The sequence below is a fragment of the Comamonas sp. CMM02 genome (assembly GCF_014851485.1).
Lineage (GTDB): Bacteria > Pseudomonadota > Gammaproteobacteria > Burkholderiales > Burkholderiaceae_C > Comamonas > Comamonas avium.
In genome coordinates this window covers 83,463-103,009 of the sequence record NZ_JACUZW010000006.1, presented here as the reverse complement: position 1 = coordinate 103,009, position 19,547 = coordinate 83,463, and the positions used below count along the sequence as shown (strand labels likewise).

The window sequence follows — 19,547 nt, the reverse complement described above, 5'->3', positions numbered from 1 at the left end:
CATCGCTTGTCTATAGGTGATTTTAGATATAAATCATATTGAATCCCTTTGATTTCAAGCGATGCAAGCTATCTTTTTAGATGGCTGATGGTGCCAGTGCCGGACCATATTGGCGAACCTGATCGCGCCCGCTGTTCTTGGCCACATACAGCGCCTCGTCGGCCTTGGACAGCAAATGCTCCATGCTGTCTTGCGGGCCAATGCAAGAGACCGAATGCATGCCAACGCTGAGCGTGATGCGCATCTGGCCCTGATTGGGCAGCGGAAAGACGTGCTCACGCAAGCGCTCGCACAGGCGCTGACCTACCAGCAAGGCCTGGTCGTGGGTGGTGCGCGGGAGCATGATGGCAAATTCTTCTCCGCCCATGCGCCCGATCAAATCTTCGGGGCGCAGCGCATCGCGTGCGAGAACGGCGAACTCCTGCAGCACCACGTCGCCCTGAGAGTGACCATAGCGGTCATTGACGGCCTTGAAGTGGTCAATATCCACCATCAGCATGGCAACTTGCTGGCCTTCCTCTTCCAGGCGTGTCAGCAGTTTTTGTCCACGCTCCATCAAGGCACGCCGTGCCAGCACGCCCGTCAGAAAATCGTGATTGACCGCATGGTTGAGCTTGCGCAGCGCCTGTGTGCGCAGCGAGTAGGCACAGGCGACAGCCAAAGGGGCCAAAGAAAGCAGCGCCAGCCCTGTGCGGTAAGAGGTCGATTCCATCAAATTACTGGGGGCAAATCCGAAGGCGTCGCTGGCTAGGAACAGCGATGCCGCCTTCCATGAGCAGACCAGCAGGCTGAGCACTGTGGTTGGAAATACGCCGTACGCAATGGCGCACCAGACCATGGCCGGCATGATGAAAGCAATCGCCCCGGGGCCGCCAATGAGCAGGCTCATAGCCTCGCTCACGAGCAGCGCCAGCAAGGGAAGCACGTTGGCTAAAGACCGTTGTGTGGTGCTGCACTTCCATTGCCAGAGCCAGCCTTTTGGGGATGCCAGAAAGACGGGGATCAGCAAGATGTAGTTGTAGAACTCTGAGGAAAACCACAGGAAGAAGGAGCGCCACAACGGCAGGTTGAAAGCAATGCTGCCTGGCCAGGCACCCACAGCCATGCAGCTCAGTGAGGCCAGCAGGCACCCCGTGAACACCACCAGTACCGAGCGCTGGCGCTGAAAATGCAAAACCTCTGACGATTGCCGGTGCAAAAAGAGCCAGCCCACCCAGACGCCTGCGACATTGGCGATGTTCAAAATGACTGCGACAAAAACGCTGGCACCCGTCAGCAGGTCTGCGCTGATGTAGGTCAGCAGGGCAAGGGCCCAGGTACTGGCACTGCGTGCCCATGCCGGGTGACGCAAAAGCAGCCCCAGCATGATGGCGTTGGCGGGCCAGAAAGATGCCAGAAAACCGACGGGGCGACTGAAGATGCCTGCCAGACAGGCGGCAAAAATGCAGGCTGCCAACGCCAGTTGCCCGTGCCACAGGGGGGGCTCGTTGCTGCTGATAGAAAAATTGGTGGTCTGCACAGACTGAGGATCTTTCGGGAGGCGAGGATAGGCAGGTTTGCCACATGCACGCAAGATGCACCTCCCATTGGATGGGCGCTTGTGCTGAGCATCAAGCGCTCTGGAGACACTGGGGCTCAGGTGCTGCAATGGTTCAAGTTTGGCGCAAAAAAAAAGCCTCCCAAAGGAGGCTTTTGTTGTGCATGTGTGCCAGCAAAAGCTTACACCCCGCGTGCGCGGTCTGCTTTGAATTTGGCGCGAAAGGCCGTGAAGCTGCCAGCATCCAGCGCATTGCGAACTTCCTGCATCAGGTTCAGGTAGTAGTGCAGGTTGTGGATGGTGGTCAGCATGGGGCCCAGCATTTCGCCGCAGCGGTCCAGGTGGTGCAGATAGGCGCGGCTAAAGCCGTCGCGCCCGCCGTCGTCCCAGCTCACGCCGCTGGTACCTGCGCATGCGTGGCAGGTGCAGGTGGTGTCCAGTGGCTGGTGGTCGGTCTTGTGGCGTGCGTTGCGCAGCTTCAAATCGCCGTAGCGGGTGAACACGGTGCCATTGCGTGCATTGCGCGTGGGCATCACGCAGTCGAACATGTCCACGCCATCGGCCACGCCCTGCACCAGATCTTCTGGAGTGCCCACGCCCATCAGGTAGCGAGGCTTGTTGGCAGGCAGAAGGTGCGGCGTGTGCGCCATGATCTCCAGCATCTCGTCCTTGGGCTCGCCCACAGAGACACCGCCCACGGCATAGCCGGGGAAATCCATTTCCACCAAAGCGTCCAGTGACTCCTGGCGCAGATTGGTGAACATGCCCCCTTGCACAATGCCGAACAGGGCGTTGGGGTTCTCCAGGCGCTCAAACTCGTCTTTGGAACGCTTGGCCCAGCGGCGGCTCATTTCCATCGACTTGCGTGCTTCGGCCTCGGTGGTTTTGTGGCCGTTGGTCTCGTACGGTGTGCACTCGTCGAGCTGCATGACGATGTCTGAGTTCAGCAACGTTTGAATCTGCATGCTCACTTCGGGCGACATGAACAGTTTGTCGCCGTTGACGGGGCTTTGGAAATGAACACCTTCTTCGGTGATCTTGCGCATGGCTCCCAGGCTCCACACCTGAAAGCCGCCGGAGTCGGTCAGGATGGGCTTGTTCCACTTCTCAAAACCATGCAGGCCGCCAAAGGTCTTCATGATGTCCAGTCCCGGGCGCATCCACAGGTGGAAGGTGTTGCCCAAAATGATCTGCGCCCCCATCTCTTCCAGGCTGCGAGGCATGACACCCTTGACGGTGCCATAGGTGCCCACTGGCATGAAGATAGGTGTTTGCACCTTGCCATGGTTGAGGGTCAGGGTGCCACGGCGTGCGTGGCTGGATGGGTCGGTGGTGAGGAGGTCAAACTGCAGCATGATGGCCTGCATTGTCCCTCAAGCGCACTTGGCTGCGCTGAGCTTGCCCGTGAGTCGGGGTGGTCTATAGTGGAATCAAACGTGAACTTCATACAAGGAAAACGCCCATGTACACCCAAATCATGATTGCCGTGGATGGCTCCCCAGAGTCGCTGGAAGCAGTGCGCCAGGCCTTGGCTCTGGTCGCGCGCGGTTTGCGCGCTGAGATTGCGCTGGTGAATGTGCAAGAAGCCGCCTCTTTGCTGGAGCTGGCAACGCATGACTCCGATGCCATCGCCGCAGCGGCAGTCGCTGCGGGTGAGCATTTGATGGCCGAAGGCGCTGCGCTGCTGGATGCGGCAGGCGTTGGTTACTCCATGGAAGTGGTGCTCGGTGAGCCCGGCACCGCACTGGTGGACCTGGCAGAGCAGATCAATGCAGACATGGTCATGCTCGGCGCGCGCGGTATGGGTGCAGTAGAGAGTGTGCTGGTGGGCTCTGTCTCTAAGGCGGTGCTGCACCGCTGCAGCAAACCGGTCTTGATTGTGCGTGTACCTGAGGAGCTGGAGGTTCCGACAGACGAGGCAGACGCCGAGCCAGAGGCGGCGTAAGCAAGGCGGCTTTATGCCGCTTTGCGCTGCCAGTTTTTGGCACCGCTGTGTGTCTTGCTGTAGCTGCTGTGCTGTGGCGCGGGGCGTTGCTGGAGCTTGCCGTGGGGCAGCTGAGACAGTCGCTGCAACAAGCGTCGGCAGTAGCCTTTGATCCACAGGCACTTGTTGATTTCTTCGACGGGAAAGGGGCCGCTGATGACCACAATGTCTTCGGCCTCTTGCCACAGCCCTGCGGCACGCAGTCGACGCCGCGTGTTGCTGGCCCACGACTGAATGCGTGAGGGGGTGCCGTGCTGGTGCACTTCCCCGGTGTAGCTGTCAAAGGCGATGGCCAGAAGATCTGTTTTGAGCTTAAAGCGGCGCTCGCCTGTGACTGCGCTGGGGGTGTCGCGCATGTCGTACAGGTAATAGCTGCCGGCCTTGAGCTGGTATTGCAGGTTCATGGTCATCCTTGGTGTCGCATTGTCTGCGACGGGCCAGGTATCCAAACACATGAAATGGCGGTACAGCGACGGCCAGTTCACGGGAGTGCTTTGGGCTTGCCAAAACGTGATGCAGATTCTGCGCCAAGAGCGCGGGTGCTACAAGCACCGCCAGTGCGCTGATGCGGTGCGGTGACGATTGTCTACAAAAAAGCTTCAAACGCTTGTGAATCAAGCGCTTGAAGCTATATTTTTTTACAGGCTGGGGATTTAAAAATCGAGCAGGCTCAAGCCCACTGAAAGCGAAGTTCGCTTGCGGTTGTAGTCGATCAGGCTTTCTCCATAGCCGCTGAACAGCTGAACATGCAGACGCAGATTGCTTTTTCCGCCATTCCAGCCCTGGCCGATGGTGCGCAGCCACTCCAGCCGTCCTGAGCCATAGCCTTTGCCCACGCTGCCGCGTGCTGTCAGCCCCAGCGTGTTGTTTTCGTTGGGCTGCCAAAGCAGCTTGAGTTCGCCACGACCCCAGTAGTTCTGAATGCCGGGGTTGTCATCGTCAGGGGTGCTTTCTGCCATGCGCTTCCACAGCTTGGCATGCACTTGCCAGCGGTTGCTCAGCTCGGCTCCGGTCATCAGGTACCAGCGGTTCCAGCTGCGCGAGAGTGGTTCGCTTTGCCCGTTGGAATGGTGCACCATGCCAATGCCGCTGTAGCGCAACTGCCAGCCAAAGGGCAGTTTGGCCTGCGTGGGGTAGACGTAAAACACCTCCGGCTCGTGGTCGGTGGTGCGAAATGGGCGCGAGAGGGCGGGGCTGAACACCTGCCAGTACGACTGCTGGGTGTAGCCCACCCAGACAGAATCCTGCAAGCCCGATGTGGGGTTGGTCAGCAGGCCTGATGCGACTTTGGTGCGTGCAGACAGCTGGATGCGCAACTCTTCCGGACGGTAGTTCTGTGCCGTTGCGGGGGGCTTGCCGGGGCTGCTCGGCTGTGTGTTGACGGTGTCGGCAGTGATCACGGCAACCGACAGTGGCTTGTAGCCACGGAAGGAGAAAGTGCCGCAGTCTGTGCCTGTTTCCAGTTCAAAAAAGCGGGACATTTCGCTGTAACGCGGGTCACGGCACCCGCCGTTGGTGGGCACCAGGCCTGGGTCAGCGACCACGTCAGCTTGCACCATGGGCGCATTGGCAGCCTGTGTGAGTGCCGCAGGTGTCTGTTGCTGGGCTGATGCAGCTGGCGCCTGCCAGCTGGTGGCTGGCGGCGGGGTCAGCGGTTGCTGCTGGCGCGCCCAGGTATCAAAGCAGGCCAGGCGTGTGGCATTGTCGGTGGTGGCAGCACATTGCTGCCATGCCTCGGTCGGGACAGTGGCGGCAGGCGCCGTTTGCGCCTGTGCGGCTGGCACAAGTGCTGCGCAGGCGAGTGCCAGCCATGTGTGTGAAGTCATTCGGATGTGGATGGTGTGCATGCAAGGCCCTCTCCGGCGTAGATTCGCGTTGCGCAGCTTACTGGGTCTGCAGGCTGCGCTGCGTCAGTCAACAACGCGCGACAGGGGTTACGGGATTGACGTCGGCTGCAAACTCGGGCTGGGTATGCGCTGGCAGAGGTGCAATGCATCAGTGGCTTCAAATCTGTTTCGGTGCCGCGTCGACTTTGCGCGCCAGTTGCTCGCGCAGCTGGCGCAGTTTTTCGCGCGGGTCTTCGCGGGCGGTGCTGGCATCGAGATTCATTTCTTTGATGAAACGGCTGGGCTGGCACTGCACCATTTCACGGCCTTTTTTGCGGCGCTTGGTCCAGCTGACGGCCAGCGTACGCTGCGCACGGGTAATGCCCACGTACATCAGGCGGCGCTCCTCTTGCAAGCGGGCGGCAATGTCGTCGCTCACCTTTTGCTGTTTGCCATCGTCATCGTCGAGCTTGAAGGGCAGCATGCCTTCGGTCACGCCCACGAGCATGACATGCGGCCATTCCAAACCCTTGGAGGCGTGCAGCGTTGACAGGATCACCATGTCTTGCTCTTTTTCACGCTCACTGATGGTGGACAGCAGGGCAATGTTTTTCGCAATTTCCAGCAGGCTTTTGGTTTCTGTCTGTGTGGTGGTGCCTGCCGCATCTTCAATCTGGCCCCCGGCGCGCTGGCTCATCCAGTCACAGAATTCCAGCACATTGGTCCAGCGGGCTGCGGCCACGGTTTCGCTGTCTTCACTGTCGTACAGGTACTGCTCGTAGCCAATTTCCTTGAGCCAGTCGAGCATGAAGCTGCGTGAGGCCTCGGCCCCCAGCGTGTGGCGGGCCCGGTATTCCAGGTCATTGATGTAACGACCAAACTCCAGCAGGCCTTCGTGTGCTTTCTTGGGCAGAACGGCTTCAAGCATGTGGCTGAACAGCGCGCCAAACATGGACAGCTTGTGCTGGCCAGAAAATTCCCCCAGCTTGCCCAAGGTAGTGTGGCCGATACCGCGTTTGGGTGTACCAATGGCTCGCAGGAAAGCGGGGTCATCGTCGTTGTTGATCCACAGGCGAAACCACGCGCACAGGTCTTTGATTTCAGCCCGATCAAAGAACGATGTGCCGCCCGAGACCTTGTAGGGAATGTTCAGTTTGCGCAGCGCTTTCTCAAACGGTTTGGCCTGATGGTTGGCGCGGTACAGGATGGCAAAGTCTTTCCACGCGGGCTGTGGATTGGTTTGCGCGCGCAGGCTTTGAATGCGCAGGGCCGCACGCTCGGCCTCGTGCTCTTCGGTGTCGCAATCCACAATGCGCACGGGCTCACCCTCACCCAGTTCCGAGAACAGGGTTTTAGGGAAAAGCTTGGGGTTGGGGCCAATTACGTTGTTGGCCGCACGCAAGATGGCGCTGGTGGAGCGGTAGTTCTGCTCAAGCTTGATCAGCTTGAGCGCGGGGTAGTCCAGGGGTAATTTCTTCAGGTTATCCAGCGTGGCACCGCGCCAGCCGTAAATGGACTGGTCATCGTCTCCCACGGCAGTGAATTGCGCGCGCTCACCGACCAGAAGTTTGAGCAACTCGTACTGGGTGGCGTTGGTGTCCTGGTATTCGTCAACCAGCACATGGCCCAGCAGGCGCTGCCATTTTTCACGTACTTCAGCGTGGTTTTTCAGCAGGCGCATGGGCATGCCGATCAGGTCGTCAAAGTCCACGCTCTGGTAAGCCGTCAGGCGCTCTTCATAGCGCTGCATGATCAGGGCAATGCTGCGCTCGTGGTCGTCCTGCGCCATGGCCAGGGCGGTGCGGCTGTCCCAGCCGGCGTTTTTCCAGTTGCTGATGGTCCACTGCCACTGGCGTGCCGTGGCTGCATCGGTGCCGCCGCCGGCACAGTCCTTGAGGATGCTGGTGACATCGTCCGTGTCCATGATGCTGAAGCTGGGCTTGAGGCCCAGCGCATGCCCATCTTCACGCACCATGCGTACACCCAGTGAGTGAAAGGTGCAGATCAGCACATCTTTGGCCGGCTTGCCAATCAGCCCCTTGGCACGCTCGCGCATTTCAGCGGCGGCCTTGTTGGTAAAGGTGATGGCCGCAATACGCTTGGGGGCCATGCCGCCTTCGATCAGGCGGCCAATCTTGTGGGTAATCACGCGGGTCTTGCCCGAGCCAGCGCCCGCCAGCACCAGGCAGGGGCCTTCGGTGTAATGGACAGCTTGAAGTTGGGCGAGGTTAAGACCAGCGGACATGGCAATCGTTCTAGGCAGAGAAAACAAACGCCTGAAAAGCAGGCGCGAAGCCATCATACGCAAGCCCATGCGGGCAGACCCCTGGCGTGTTCCATGCCCGTGCCACTCAGAAGTTTGCACATCGCAACACTTGTCGCCTCGGCGTAAGCGATGTAGCGCAAAGCACCCATGCAACTGCGAAAATCTGCAACGTGCTGCCTATTCTTGCGATCACCTTTCCTTTCTTTGCCCTCGTGCTATGCGGCTTTGTCGCCACGCGCCGGGGTGTTCTGCCGCTGGCGGCCATCCCCGGCCTGAACACCTTTGTGCTGTACTTTGCGCTTCCATGCATGCTGTATCGCTTTGGCGCGCAAACACCGCTTGCGCAGTTGCTTGACCCCGTGGCCGCCAGTGTCTATCTGCTGTGCGGGCTGCTGATGGTGGCCGGCACCATGGTTGTGACGCACAAAAAATGGGGCTGGAACGATGCAGCCTTCGGGGCTTTGGTCGCTGCGTTCCCCAACTCGGGCTTTATGGGAGTGCCGCTGCTGGTGGCCCTGCTGGGTGCTGCCAGTGCGGGTCCCGTGATTTTGACCATGGCGATTGACATGGTCATCATCAGTTCGCTGTGTATTGCGCTCTCGCGTCTGGGGCAAGGCGAAAAGGGCGTGGCACAGGCGCTGCGCAATGCGCTCAAGGGCATCGTGACCAATCCCATGCCGTGGTCGATTGCTTTGGGTGCTGTGGCATCGGCCTGTGCCTTTGAATTGCCTGGCCCCATCGATCAAACGGTGGCCATGCTGGCAGGGGCAGCGTCTCCTGTGGCTTTGTTCACCATTGGTGCGGTGCTGGCGCGTTCGCAGTGCAACCAGCACGAGCATGTAGCACCGCGTCACTATGTGCCGATTGCTTTGGCCAAACTGCTGCTGCACCCGGCGTTGATGTGGCTGGCTTGCCAGGCCGTGATGGCTGCTGGCTGGCACATGTCTGCGTTGACCGTCACCGCTTTGGTTCTGGTGGCCGCGCTGCCCAGTGCCAGCAATGTGTCGCTGCTGACCGAGCGTTTTGGTGCCCACGGAGGCCGCGTTGCACGCATTATTTTGGTGAGTACGGCGCTGGCGTTTCTGACATTTTCTGCCAGTGTGGCTTTGCTGGTGTAACCACCGTATGGTGTGAACCTGAGTCACATCGTGTCCTGCCCTTGTGAATTGGGGCAAACTACGCGCAGTTTTGCTTGCCAAAACCCACAGCGACAGCCAGTGCATGGGGCGTTTTGTGGAGTTTTTGCGCGCTGCGTGTGATCCGCTCATGGGCTGGGCACAGCGCATATCTTTGTTTGTCACTATGTCTTCATCTTCCACTCCGACCCCGCAACCCCTGCTGACGCGCTGTCTGTTGATTGCTGCGGCACTGTATGTGCTGGTGTGGTCACTGCTGCCGCCTTTGCTGTCACAAAGCTTGCCACTGGATGTGGTGGAGAGCTTGTCCTGGGGGCGGGAGTGGCAGTGGGGCACGTACAAGCACCCCACGCTGGGTCCCAGTGTCTTGCACGTGTTTTACATGGCGTTTGGCAAGGTTGGCCCTTTCTTGCTGAGCCAGCTGTGCATCGTGGCGACGCTGTGGATGGTGTGGCTTACCGGCTGTCGCCTGATGAGCCGTGAGCGCGCTTTTCTAGGGACGGTGCTGACCATGGGCGTGGCCTATTACGGCTGGCCCGCCATTGAGTTCAACCACAACATTGCGCAGATGCCTACGTGGGCTGCGCTGGGCTATCTGTATGTAGCGGCCCTGCAGGATGGCCGTTTGCACCAATGGCTGCTGCTTGGTTTGATGGCTGGTTTGGGCATGCTGACCAAGTATTCCATCGGCATCATCTTGGCCTGTATGGGGCTGTACATCTTGCTGTCTGCGTACCGCAAGGTGCTGTTAGGCCCGGGCCCATGGCTGGCCCTTGTGGTGTTGTGTGTGGTGATGGCACCGCACCTGTACTGGCTCAAAACCTCTGAGTGGCTGCCCTTTGCCTATGCGGGCGAGCGTGCTGCCACCGCCAGCGACAGCCCGCGTTTGGCGGCGCTGGGTTTCTTGCTCACCCAGTTCCTGAATCATTTGCCTTTGCTGTGTATTGCGGGCTTTGCCGCACTAAAGGCCCACAAGCAGTGCCAAAAGGAAGGGCTAGTTGCCTCGCCTTGGCACCTGCATACCCAGCATCCTGCCTTGTTGCTGGTGCTGGCGTTGGGCCCCGGCTTGCTGGTAACGGTGCTGGGCGTGACTTTGGGTATGCGTTTGCGTGACATGTGGGGCACCACCATGTGGGCCTTCAGTGGCCTGGTGGTAGCCGCCTGTGTGCCGACGGCCTGGCTGGGTGTCATGCGGCCCAGGGTTGTGCGTGGCGTGGGTGTGTGGCTGGTGCTGCTGACGATTTTTGCAGGCATCTACCTGACGTACGGCGCGCAATTGCGCAAGCGCCCTGCGCGCATGGACTGGCCTGCGGTAGCTTTGGCGCAGCAAGCCCAGCAAACCTGGAGCCAGGTGAGCAGCTGTCGTCTGGATGTGGTGGCGGGGGACTATTGGCTGTCCGGTCTGGTGGCTACGGCGATCGGCTCCCATGGCCCTTCGGTGCTCATCACGGGGGATGCGCGCTATTCACCATGGGTAACGCCACAGCGATTGCAGCAGCATGGTGCCCTGTGGCTGCGCCAGGAAAAGGACATGGATGTCTACACCAGCCCCCCTCAGCCGCTGGAGGCTGTGGCGCAATCGACGGACTTTACGGTCATTGACGGGACATGGAACATTGCCTGGGCTTATGACTCCAAAGCCCAGCCCTTGACGGTGCGCTGGCGCGCATATGTGCCCGCATCCTGTGTGAAATAAGAAGTCAGGCAAAGCGATGCAAAAAAATGAAATGAGCCAGCCTCAGCCCTCTGTCGATGTCTGCCACGCAGCCTATATGCCGGCAGCCCCGCATGGCGTCGTGCCCCGTGCACCTTTGCTGCTCAGCTGTGTGGTGCCCGCCTACAACGAGCAAGAAAACCTGGAGGGTTTCTTGCGTGCCTTGATTCCGGCTGTGCAAGCCCTGACGCCGCACTTTGAGGTCATTGTGGTCAACGACGGCAGCAGCGACGCCACGCACGATGTGGCGATGCGGCTGGTCAATGAAATGCCTGTGCGCTATCTGGCGCTTTCGCGCAACTACGGAAAAGAGGCCGCACTGTCTGCAGGTATTGACCATGCGCGCGGCAACGCGGTGCTGCTGATTGATGCCGACTTCCAGCACCCGCTGGAGCTGTTGCCAGAGATGCATGATTTGTGGCTGCATGGCTACGAGATGGTGTATGGCGTGATTGCCGATCGAGGTGCCGAAAGTGGTGCCAAGCGGCTGGGTACCGAGCTGTTTTACAAGCTCATGAATTCGGGAAGCAGCGTCAAGGTGCCGCCCAATGCGGGCGATTTCCGCTGGATGGACCGCAAAGTGGTCGATGCACTCAAGGCCTTGCCTGAACGCAATCGCTTTATGAAGGGTCTTTATGCTTGGGTGGGCTTCAAAACGGCGGCTTTGCCGTTTGTTCCCAAAGACCGTGCGGCTGGGGCATCCAGTTTCAACCTGCGCCGTCTGGGTGCGCTGGCCTTGCTGGGGCTGACCTCATTTACCACGCTGCCACTGCGCGTGTGGAGCGTGATTGGCGGGCTGGTTGCCTCGATTGCACTGGCTTATGGCGCATGGATCACGATTGACACGTTTTTGTTCGGTGCGGACCTGGATGGCTGGCCTACGCTGGCGGCGGGCATCATGCTGTTTTCTGGCGTGCAGCTGATGTCCATTGGTATTTTGGGTGAATACATTGGCCGTATCTATGACGAAGTCAAGTGCCGGCCCACGTATTTGGTGGCGCGTGACGAGGATCACAGCCCTTTGCGCGATCAGGCATGACAGGCTGGCGTTTGGTATTGCAACGCCTGCAGGCGCTGCCCCAGTTGCTGCAGTTCATTGTGGTGGGCGGCAGCGCTGCGGCCACCCATCTGGCGACGGTTGGCGTTGTGGTAAGCCTGACGGGCATGCCCCCTTTGTGGGCCAATGTGCTTGGCTTTCTGGTGGCATTTATCGTCAGCTACAACGGCCATGCATGGTTGACTTTCTCCGCTGCGCAAGCGCGTGGCTGGGCCACGGTGGCACGGTTTTTTGCCGTGGCGTGCCTGGGTTTTGTGGCCAATGAATCGTTGTACGCCATCGCCTTGCATGGTTTGCACTGGCACTATTTCTGGAGCCTGGCAGGCGTCTTGGTGCTGGTGGCAGCAGGGACTTTCGTTTTGAGTAAGTTCTGGGCTTTTAAAGCGCGAACAGCATGACCCGTCCGAATGCGCTGCGTGCGCTGATTTTGTGTGCAGATGATTACGCCTTGCACCCCCTGGTGGATGCTGCGGTGGAGCAACTGACGCTGGCCGGCCGCCTGTCGGCCACGAGCTGCATGACCACGTCGCCGCGCTGGGTGCAAGCGGCCCCACGTCTGAAAGCACTGCGCCCCCGCTTGTCTGTGGGGTTGCATTTCAATCTGACCGAAAGCCACGGCGGTGCCGTGCCTGCGTATGCGCTGGGCGATGTCATCAAGAAATCCTATACCCGCCAGTTCTCAGCGGCCGCGCTGCGCCTGCAGTGGCAGCAGCAGCTGGATGCGTTTGAGCAGGCTCTGGGCACAGCACCTGATTTTATTGATGGCCACCAGCATGTGCACCAGCTGCCGGGCATGCGCGATGCCATGCAGGAGGCGCTGCACCAGCGTTATGCAGGCTCAGAAATGCCGTGGGTGCGATCGACCGCACCAGCCGGTGGTTTGTGGCGCAGCCCCAAGGCGGCCATCATTGCGTTGCTGGGGGGCTGGACCACCACGCGCCAGTTGCAGCAGGCTCATGTGCCTGTCAACACAGGTTTTGGCGGTGTGTATGGGTTTGATGCCCCTGATGCCGCCAGCTATGGCGCACAGATGGCGCAGTGGCTGCCACAGCTGTGTGATGGCAGCCTGGTGATGTGTCACCCGGCCACCGATGTGGTGCAGGGCGATGCGATTGGCAGGCAACGCCCGGTAGAGTTTGCCTATCTGATGTCTGAGGCCTTCGCTGCGCTGTTGCAGCAGCACCATGTACAGGTGGCACAAGGTCCCTTGCGCCACCTGATGAAAATGTAAAAACAATAGCTGCCAGCGATTGTTTATCAAGCACTGGCAGCCGGTTTTATCAATATTCCCAGAAGATGCGTTGCAACTGCTTGGTGTCCTGTGTCTGAGTCAGCGCCACTGCAGTCAGCAAGCGGGCTTTTTGCGGATTCAGATCGTGGGCCACCACCCAGTCGTACTTGTCGTCAGGTTGCTCGGCATTGCGCAGTACAAAGCCTGCAGGAATGCGTGAACTGCGCACGATGATGGTGCCTTTGCCACGCAATTCATTGAGCTTGGGCACGATGCGGTCAGCGACCGAACCATTGCCCGTGCCCGCGTGCACGATGGCTTTGACGCCCGCTTTGCCCAGCGCCTCGATGGCGGTGGGCGGGACGTTGCCGTAACCGTAGACGATATCTACAGCGGGCAGCTCGTTGATCTGCTCAATGTTGAATTCGCTGGCGCTGGTGTGGCGCTTGACGGGTGCGCGGAACCAGTAGGTCTTGCCTTCCACCACCATGCCCAGTGGGCCCCACTGGCTGGCAAATGCATTGGTCTTGATGTTGGTGAGCTTGGCCACATCGCGCGCGGTGTGGATGTCGTCGTTCATGCTGACCAGTACCCCCTTGCCGACAGAATCCTTGGCCGCAGCGGTGGCGACTGCGCCCAGCAGATTGAGTGCACCATCTGCTGAGATGGCGGTGCCAGGCCGCATGGAACCCACCATTACGATGGGTTTGTTCGTGCGCACGACCAGATTGAGGAAGAACCCGGTTTCTTCCAGGGTGTCGGTGCCATGGGTGATGACGATGCCGTCCACATCGGCGCGCTTGGCCAGCTCGTTCACGCGCTTGGCCAGTGTGACCAGTTCTTTGTTGGTAAAGCTTTCCGAGGCAATCTGAAAGACTTGCTCGCCTGTCACGGTGGCCAGATTGCCCAGCTCTGGCAAACCGGCCAGCAATTTGTCGACCGGTACTTTGGCTGCGGTGTAGGTGGCGCTGTTGACGGCGCTGGCACCCGCGCCGGCAATGGTGCCGCCGGTAGCCAGCACCACCACGCGCGGTTTGGCGGCGGCGGCGGCAGGGGCAGGGGCAGGGGCAGCGCTGGGCGCTGCGGTGGTTACAGGGGCTGGCGCTGCAGCGGTGGAGGCTGCAGGTGCGGCGGTCTGGCTGGCACAACCGGCCAGTGCCAAGGCCACGGAAATCAGGGACAGGCGAAATGCGGAAGGAAAGCGCATAGGTGCTCCAGAGATGCACCACCCGGCGGGTGGTTGCTGGTGGTGCACCTTGCAACATCTGCGCCTGACTGGCATTCGGACAAACACCAAGAGCTATTTTTCAATACCCACACCGGGCTGCCAGTGCCTGCTGTGGTGAGGGTGTTGGCCTGAAAGACGGCAGCCATGAAAAATGCTTTTCAAAGCGACAGCGGATCTACATCGACCAGCCAGCGCACCACGCCTTTGTGCTGTGGCTGCCCGCGCACCCAGTGCAGCCACGGCTGCCACGCATGCAAAAATCTTTGCAGGGCGCGGCGGTCGGCGGCCTCAATCAGCATCTGGGCGCGCTCCACATTGGCTACGCGCTGCATGGCCATGGGAATGGGGGGGTAGACAAATACATCGTCCAGACAGGGCAACTGCCCCTGGCGCGCGGCATCGGTGGCGGCACGCAAAAAAGCCTGGGCGGTTTCCTGTGTCTTGGCATCGGCACGGACCAGCGCCTGGAATGCATAAGGAGGCATGCCCGCGTCCTGGCGTTCCCGCAACTGCTGTGCCGCGAAGGCCGGGTAGTCATGCTGGCGCAGGGCGGCGAATACGCTGTGCTGCGGCTCAAAGCTTTGCACCCACATTTCTGGCTGACTGCCTTGGTCGCTGACATAGGCGGCATCCCGGCCAGCGCGGCCAGCGGCCTGCATCAGCAGGCAAAACAGGCGCTCGGGTGCCCGGAAATCGCTGGAAAACAGAGCGCCATCGGGCTGTACAGCTGCCACCAAGGTGATGCGCCGAAAGTCATGGCCCTTGGCAACCATTTGGGTGCCCACCAGCACATCCACCTCGCCACTGTGCACCAGCGCCAATTGCTCTTGTAATGCCCCTTTGAGCTTGGTGGTGTCGGCATCAATGCGTGACACACGGGCCGGCTGGCCGTCTGGGCGTTGCACGTTGCGCAGCAGACGCTCCAGCTCTTCTTGCAACTGTTCCGTACCTTTGCCCAGGGGAAGGATGTCCGGGTTGCCGCAGCTGGGGCAGGCGTGTGGCACACGCTGGGTATAGCCACAGTGGTGACAGCGCAAGGTGCGGTCACCCTTGTGAAAAACCTGGTGGGCGCTGCAGTGCGGGCAATCGCTTTTCCAGTTGCAGTCTGCGCAGTACAGCACCGGGGCAAAACCGCGCCGGTTCAGCAAGATCAGGCTTTGCTCGCCCCGTTGCACCCGCTCGGTGATGGCTTCCAGCAGGGGCTGTGAAAACACGGTTTTCTTGGGCTGCTGGGACATGTCCACCAGGCGCACCCGCGGCAGTGCGCCTGCACCAATGCGGCTGGGCATGTGCAGCCGCAGGTAGCGAGCCGGCCCGCCACTGCTGGCTGGCTCGCTGGCGTGCCAGCTCTCCAGCGAGGGTGTGGCGCTGCCCAAAATGACCTGTGCTTGGCAGGCATGGCCGCGCCACAGCGCCAGGTCACGTGCGGAGTACCGCGCACCCTCTTGCTGCTTGTAGCTGGGGTCGTGCTCTTCGTCGACCACAATGACTTTCAGCCCGGGAAGGCTTGCAAAAATCGACATGCGCGTACCCAGCACAATGCGTGCGGCCCCAGTGTGGGCGGCCAGCCAGCTTTTCAGTCGCTGCACATCGGTCATGCCGCTGTGCATGCTGACGACGGCTTGAGCGCCAAACATGGGCATGAAGCGCGATTCAAAGCGCTCTTGCAATTGGGGCGTCAGGTTAATTTCAGGCACCATGACCAGCGCCTGTGCCTGCGGGCTGGCCTCCAGCGCCTGTTGCACCACGCGCATGTAGACCTCGGTCTTGCCACTGCCGGTGCTGCCGTACAGCAAGAAGGGGCCTGGATTTTGGATGATCTGACTAAAAACGCTTTGCTGTTCAGCACTCAGTGCTATCGATTCTGAATTGTCTTGAGATGGCTCAAGACAGTTATCCACAGCCTGCTGTGCAGCTGCTGACGTTGCTGCTGCGGCTTTTTTGGATGGTTTTTTTGGTTTGGGCGGCTGCAGCCGTTTGGCCAGTTGCTCGGCCGTCATGTCGCGCAAGGCTGGTGGCAGGCCCGCCATGGCGATTTCGCCCACGCTGCGCTGGTAGTAGCGGGCTGCAAAGCTCACCAGACGCTGCCACGTGGCGTCCAGCGCAGGCAGCCCCTGCATGACGGCTTCAATGGCACGCAGTTTGGCGTGCTCAGGCGGCGGGGCTGCGTCCTGCGGTGCTGGCCACACGACGCCCAGCAGCTGGCGCGTACCCAGCGGCACGCGCACCAGCGTGCCAGGGGGCAACGGGTGGCTGTGGGTGTAGCTCAAGGGGACTCCCACGCCGCTGTGCACAGGGGTGTGGACTGCCACATGGACCACATGCAATGTAGGAATCGGGTCAGACATCAGCGCCAGAGGGGAAAGAAGTCGAGGCTATCCAAGTTTCTGTGGATAACTTTGTGGGGATTGTTTACCACAGCCGCTGTGGCTCAAAGTGAACATGACAGCTTTTATTTTTGTGTGACAAGATTGTCATGAAATTTATTGATTGAAAACAACGACTTATTATGCTGGCTCGTGTTTTTTTGCTATCGCCTTGTGAACACTGAAGTCAAGCCACCGCACGCACCAAGTTGTGCATAAGTTGAAATCTGTGCCCCTGTCAAGTGCGTGAAAGTAATAAGCAGATGCGGTAAAAAAGCGCGAATTTGTTGTTTTTTGCGCGGATGAACGAGAATTCTGAAGGCAGCGAAAAAAAACGACCCGTAGTCCAGTGCCTACGGGTCGAAGTTGGTAAGTACTTATTTATCGGTGAAGCATTAGACCGCTTGGCGCTGCTGGCGAGAGTGGCTGTGCACGGCCTCTACCAGCGCAGCCACATGCTCGGGCGGGGTGAACTGGCTGATGCCGTGGCCCAGATTGAAAATATGGGTGGGGCCGTTCGTCGTTTTGTCGGTGTGGGGCTTGCCAAAGCTGTCCAGCACGGCGCGGGCCTGCTCGGCGATCTGCTCGGGAGATGCAAACAGCACATTGGGGTCAATATTGCCCTGCAATGCCTTGCCGGGGCCGCCGGCTTGACCGCCCACAATGGCGCGGGCCTTGCCCAGATTGGCTGTCCAGTCCAGACCCAGCACTTCGCAGTCCATGTCCTTCATGTCCTGCAACCAGATGCCGCCGCCCTTGGTGAACACCAGGCGGGGCACATCGGTGCCGTCCACGCCGGTGCGCTTGAGCTGGGCCAGCACACGCTTGGTGTAGGCCAGACTGAATTGCTGGAAAGCGCCGTCGGCCAGCACACCGCCCCAGCTGTCAAAAATCATGACCGCTTGTGCGCCGGCGTCAATTTGTGCGTTCAGGTACGCAGCGACGCTGTCGGCATTGACCTGCAAGATCTTGTGCATCAGGTCGGGGCGGCTGTACATCATGGTCTTGACCATGCGGTAGTCGCTGCTGCCTTTGCCTTCCACCATGTAGCAGGCCAGCGTCCAGGGGCTGCCCGAGAAACCAATCAAGGGCACACGGCCATTGAGCGTCTTGCGGATGCTGGTGACGGCATCAAACACGTAGCGCAGCTTGTCCATGTCCGGCACGGCCAGCTCGGCCACGGCGGCTTCATCACGCACCACCTTGGCAAAGCGCGGGCCTTCGCCTTCGGCAAAGGACAGGCCCAGGCCCATGGCGTCAGGCACGGTCAGGATGTCGCTGAACAGGATGGAAGCATCCAGCGCAAAGCGGTCCAGCGGCTGCAGCGTCACTTCGGTGGCGTAGTCCACGTTCGTTGCCAGGCCCATGAAGCTGCCGGCTTGCGCGCGGGTGGCTTTGTACTCAGGCAGGTAGCGACCGGCCTGACGCATCAGCCACAGCGGGGTGTAGTCGGTGGCTTGACGGCGGCAGGCGCGCAGGAAGGTGTCGTTCAAAAGGGGGGCAAAAGACATGGGCGCTCACACTGAGAAAGGGCCAGCACCACAGCGAAAGGCTGCGGCGCAAGGGCGGTTCTTGGGAACCGGGCAGTTTAACGGAAGGCCTTGGACTACCTTGTGCTCAGGGGCTAGTGCGGCGCGCTGTCTGCACGTGTCCTGATGCAAAGCAAGGCAAAACGCTCTGCATGGCGTGTCATGCACAATCGCAGGCTTTGTTTTGTGACCTACTTTGCCACGCCGTGACACTACCTGAAACCCTGCACATTCCCGCTTTCCAAAGTTTTACCTTGGCCATCTTGCTGTTTTTTGCAGGGCAAAAAATCGCCGAGCACTGGAGCGTGGTGCGCCGCTACAGCATTCCAGAGCCTGTCGTGGGCGGTTTTCTGTGTGCATGCGTGGTGGGGCTGATGTACCTGACGCTGGGAACCAAGGTGGAGTTTGATCTGAATGTGCGGGACACCTTGCTGCTTTACTTTTTTGCAGCCATTGGGTTGCGCTCTGACCTGGCGACGCTCAAGGAAGGCGGCAAGCCTTTGCTGATCTTGCTGGTGCTGGCTACGGTCTTCATTGCGCTGCAGAACATGCTGGGCATGGGTGTGGCGCAGTGGTTTGGGCTGGATGCGCGAGCGGGGTTGATGACGGGTTCCATCTCGCTGACCGGTGGTGTTGGCACCACGCTGGCCTGGGGGCCGGTCTTTGTGGAGAAACTGGGCATCAGCAACGCAGTGGAGCTGGGCATGGCCAGCAACATGGTGGGCATGATTGCGGCCTGCACCATTGGTGGCCCTATCGCCAGTTACCTGCTGCGCCGCCACGGCATTGCGGGCAGCAATTCACGCGCGCTGGATGTGGGGGTGGCCGTGCAGCGCACCGCAGTCACGCTGGACTATTACGGCGTGTTGCGTGCCTGGCTGTGGCTGAACATGGCACTGATGATTGGCGGTGTGATCACCCCGCTGTTTCATGAGGCGGGCCTGCAGTTGCCCATGTTTGTGGGGTGCTTGCTGGGCGGCATTATTTTGCGCAATACGCTGGGGCAATGGATGCTTTCGCGCAAGCGCCGCAAGCTGGGGCAGTTCCACTGGAACAGCATGCGCCAGGGGTTGCTCATGATTTCGGATATTTGCCTGGGCATGTTCCTGACCATGGCGCTCATGGGCCTGCAGCTGTGGGCCTTGCAGGGCGTGATGGGCTTTGTGATGACGGTGCTGGTGCTGCAGATTTTGATGACCATCGGGTTTGCGCTGTTCGTGGTCTTTCGCTGCATGGGCAAAGACTATGAGGCCGCAGTCATTACCGCCGGCTTTGGCGGTATTGCCCTGGGTTCTACGGCAACAGCGGTGGCCAATATGACGGCCGTGGCGCGCAGCCACGGGGCAGCGCACCGCGCCTTCATTGTGGTGCCGCTGGTGTGTGGCTTTTTTGTAGACATCGTCAACGCCGTGATTATTCAAGCGCTGATCTGAGCGTCACATGCCTGTCATGCAGGCCGTCAATAATTGCCAGCGTGGGCCGATGAAGAAATTTGGGTGAAGGCAGGGAGATCCCCTTCACAGACACCGAACCTTGGTCCACGCCAATACCGAGCCGCTGTTTGCATGCATTGCAGACAGCGGCTTTTTTATTAAAGATAGCTGTCAGCGCTTGTGTTGCAACGATTTCGGATAGTTTTATATCTGAAATCGTTGTATTTAATGCCTTGGTAG

The 19,547-nt window shown here is 59.9% G+C and carries 15 protein-coding genes; 7 read left to right on the top strand and 8 right to left on the bottom strand.

Annotation, left to right across the window (positions count from 1 at the left end):
- Positions 1-76: 76 nt before the first annotated feature.
- Positions 77-1,519 carry a diguanylate cyclase gene (locus tag IB213_RS18435; protein ID WP_192408017.1) on the bottom strand — a complete coding sequence of 481 codons (1,443 nt, stop codon included), beginning with the start codon at positions 1,517-1,519 and terminating at the stop codon, positions 77-79.
- Positions 1,520-1,719: 200 nt separating this feature from the next.
- Entirely contained in the window at positions 1,720-2,892 is a 1,173-nt protein-coding gene (tgt, locus tag IB213_RS17045) for a tRNA guanosine(34) transglycosylase Tgt (RefSeq protein WP_192408015.1), read from the bottom strand.
- 107 nt (positions 2,893-2,999) lie between these two features.
- On the opposite strand from tgt, the gene IB213_RS17040 reads away from it, so the two are divergent.
- Positions 3,000-3,482 (top strand): universal stress protein, encoded by a 483-nt coding sequence (locus tag IB213_RS17040; protein WP_191722192.1) that lies wholly within the window; start codon positions 3,000-3,002, stop codon positions 3,480-3,482.
- 11 nt (positions 3,483-3,493) lie between these two features.
- Here the strand turns inward: IB213_RS17040 and IB213_RS17035 are convergent, their stop codons facing one another.
- The 3 genes from IB213_RS17035 to IB213_RS17025 all read right to left on the bottom strand — a co-directional run bounded on the left by IB213_RS17035 (position 3,494) and on the right by IB213_RS17025 (position 7,592).
- Positions 3,494-3,925, bottom strand: coding sequence for a hypothetical protein (locus tag IB213_RS17035; protein ID WP_191722193.1), 432 nt, complete (start codon positions 3,923-3,925; stop codon positions 3,494-3,496).
- Positions 3,926-4,174: 249 nt separating this feature from the next.
- The gene (locus tag IB213_RS17030; protein WP_192408013.1) at positions 4,175-5,347 is read right to left on the bottom strand and encodes a phospholipase A; all 1,173 of its coding nucleotides are present in this window, start codon (positions 5,345-5,347) and stop codon (positions 4,175-4,177) included.
- 178 nt (positions 5,348-5,525) lie between these two features.
- Positions 5,526-7,592, bottom strand: a complete 2,067-nt coding sequence (locus tag IB213_RS17025) for an ATP-dependent helicase (protein WP_191722195.1) — start codon at positions 7,590-7,592, stop codon at positions 5,526-5,528.
- Positions 7,593-7,783: 191 nt separating this feature from the next.
- Between IB213_RS17025 and IB213_RS17020 the strand changes: the two genes are divergently transcribed.
- The 5 genes from IB213_RS17020 to IB213_RS17000 all read left to right on the top strand — a co-directional run bounded on the left by IB213_RS17020 (position 7,784) and on the right by IB213_RS17000 (position 12,751).
- On the top strand, positions 7,784-8,731 hold the full coding sequence (locus IB213_RS17020) for an AEC family transporter (protein WP_192408011.1): 948 nt from the start codon (positions 7,784-7,786) through the stop codon (positions 8,729-8,731).
- 184 nt (positions 8,732-8,915) lie between these two features.
- Positions 8,916-10,445, top strand: coding sequence for a glycosyltransferase family 39 protein (locus IB213_RS17015; protein WP_192408010.1), 1,530 nt, complete (start codon positions 8,916-8,918; stop codon positions 10,443-10,445).
- A gap of 31 nt (positions 10,446-10,476) precedes the next feature.
- Positions 10,477-11,502 carry a glycosyltransferase family 2 protein gene (locus tag IB213_RS17010; RefSeq protein ID WP_191722198.1) on the top strand — a complete coding sequence of 342 codons (1,026 nt, stop codon included), beginning with the start codon at positions 10,477-10,479 and terminating at the stop codon, positions 11,500-11,502.
- On the top strand, positions 11,499-11,918 hold the full coding sequence (locus tag IB213_RS17005) for a GtrA family protein (RefSeq protein ID WP_191722199.1): 420 nt from the start codon (positions 11,499-11,501) through the stop codon (positions 11,916-11,918). Before IB213_RS17010 ends, IB213_RS17005 begins: the two co-directional genes overlap by 4 nt.
- Complete coding sequence (locus IB213_RS17000) at positions 11,915-12,751, top strand: ChbG/HpnK family deacetylase (protein WP_192408008.1); 837 nt, start codon at positions 11,915-11,917, stop codon at positions 12,749-12,751. Before IB213_RS17005 ends, IB213_RS17000 begins: the two co-directional genes overlap by 4 nt.
- Positions 12,752-12,800: 49 nt before the next feature.
- Here IB213_RS17000 and IB213_RS16995 read toward each other — a convergent pair whose 3' ends face one another.
- From IB213_RS16995 to hemE, 3 genes are all read right to left on the bottom strand, one after another.
- Entirely contained in the window at positions 12,801-13,958 is a 1,158-nt protein-coding gene (locus IB213_RS16995) for an asparaginase (protein ID WP_192408006.1), read from the bottom strand.
- A 179-nt stretch (positions 13,959-14,137) separates the two neighbouring features.
- Positions 14,138-16,327 carry a primosomal protein N' gene (gene priA, locus IB213_RS16990; protein WP_192408004.1) on the bottom strand — a complete coding sequence of 730 codons (2,190 nt, stop codon included), beginning with the start codon at positions 16,325-16,327 and terminating at the stop codon, positions 14,138-14,140.
- A gap of 413 nt (positions 16,328-16,740) precedes the next feature.
- On the bottom strand, positions 16,741-17,856 hold the full coding sequence (hemE, locus tag IB213_RS16985; RefSeq protein WP_192408002.1) for a uroporphyrinogen decarboxylase: 1,116 nt from the start codon (positions 17,854-17,856) through the stop codon (positions 16,741-16,743).
- A 224-nt stretch (positions 17,857-18,080) separates the two neighbouring features.
- On the opposite strand from hemE, the gene gltS reads away from it, so the two are divergent.
- The gene (gene gltS / locus IB213_RS16980; RefSeq protein WP_370551232.1) at positions 18,081-19,307 is read left to right on the top strand and encodes a sodium/glutamate symporter; all 1,227 of its coding nucleotides are present in this window, start codon (positions 18,081-18,083) and stop codon (positions 19,305-19,307) included.
- Positions 19,308-19,547 lie beyond the last annotated feature (240 nt).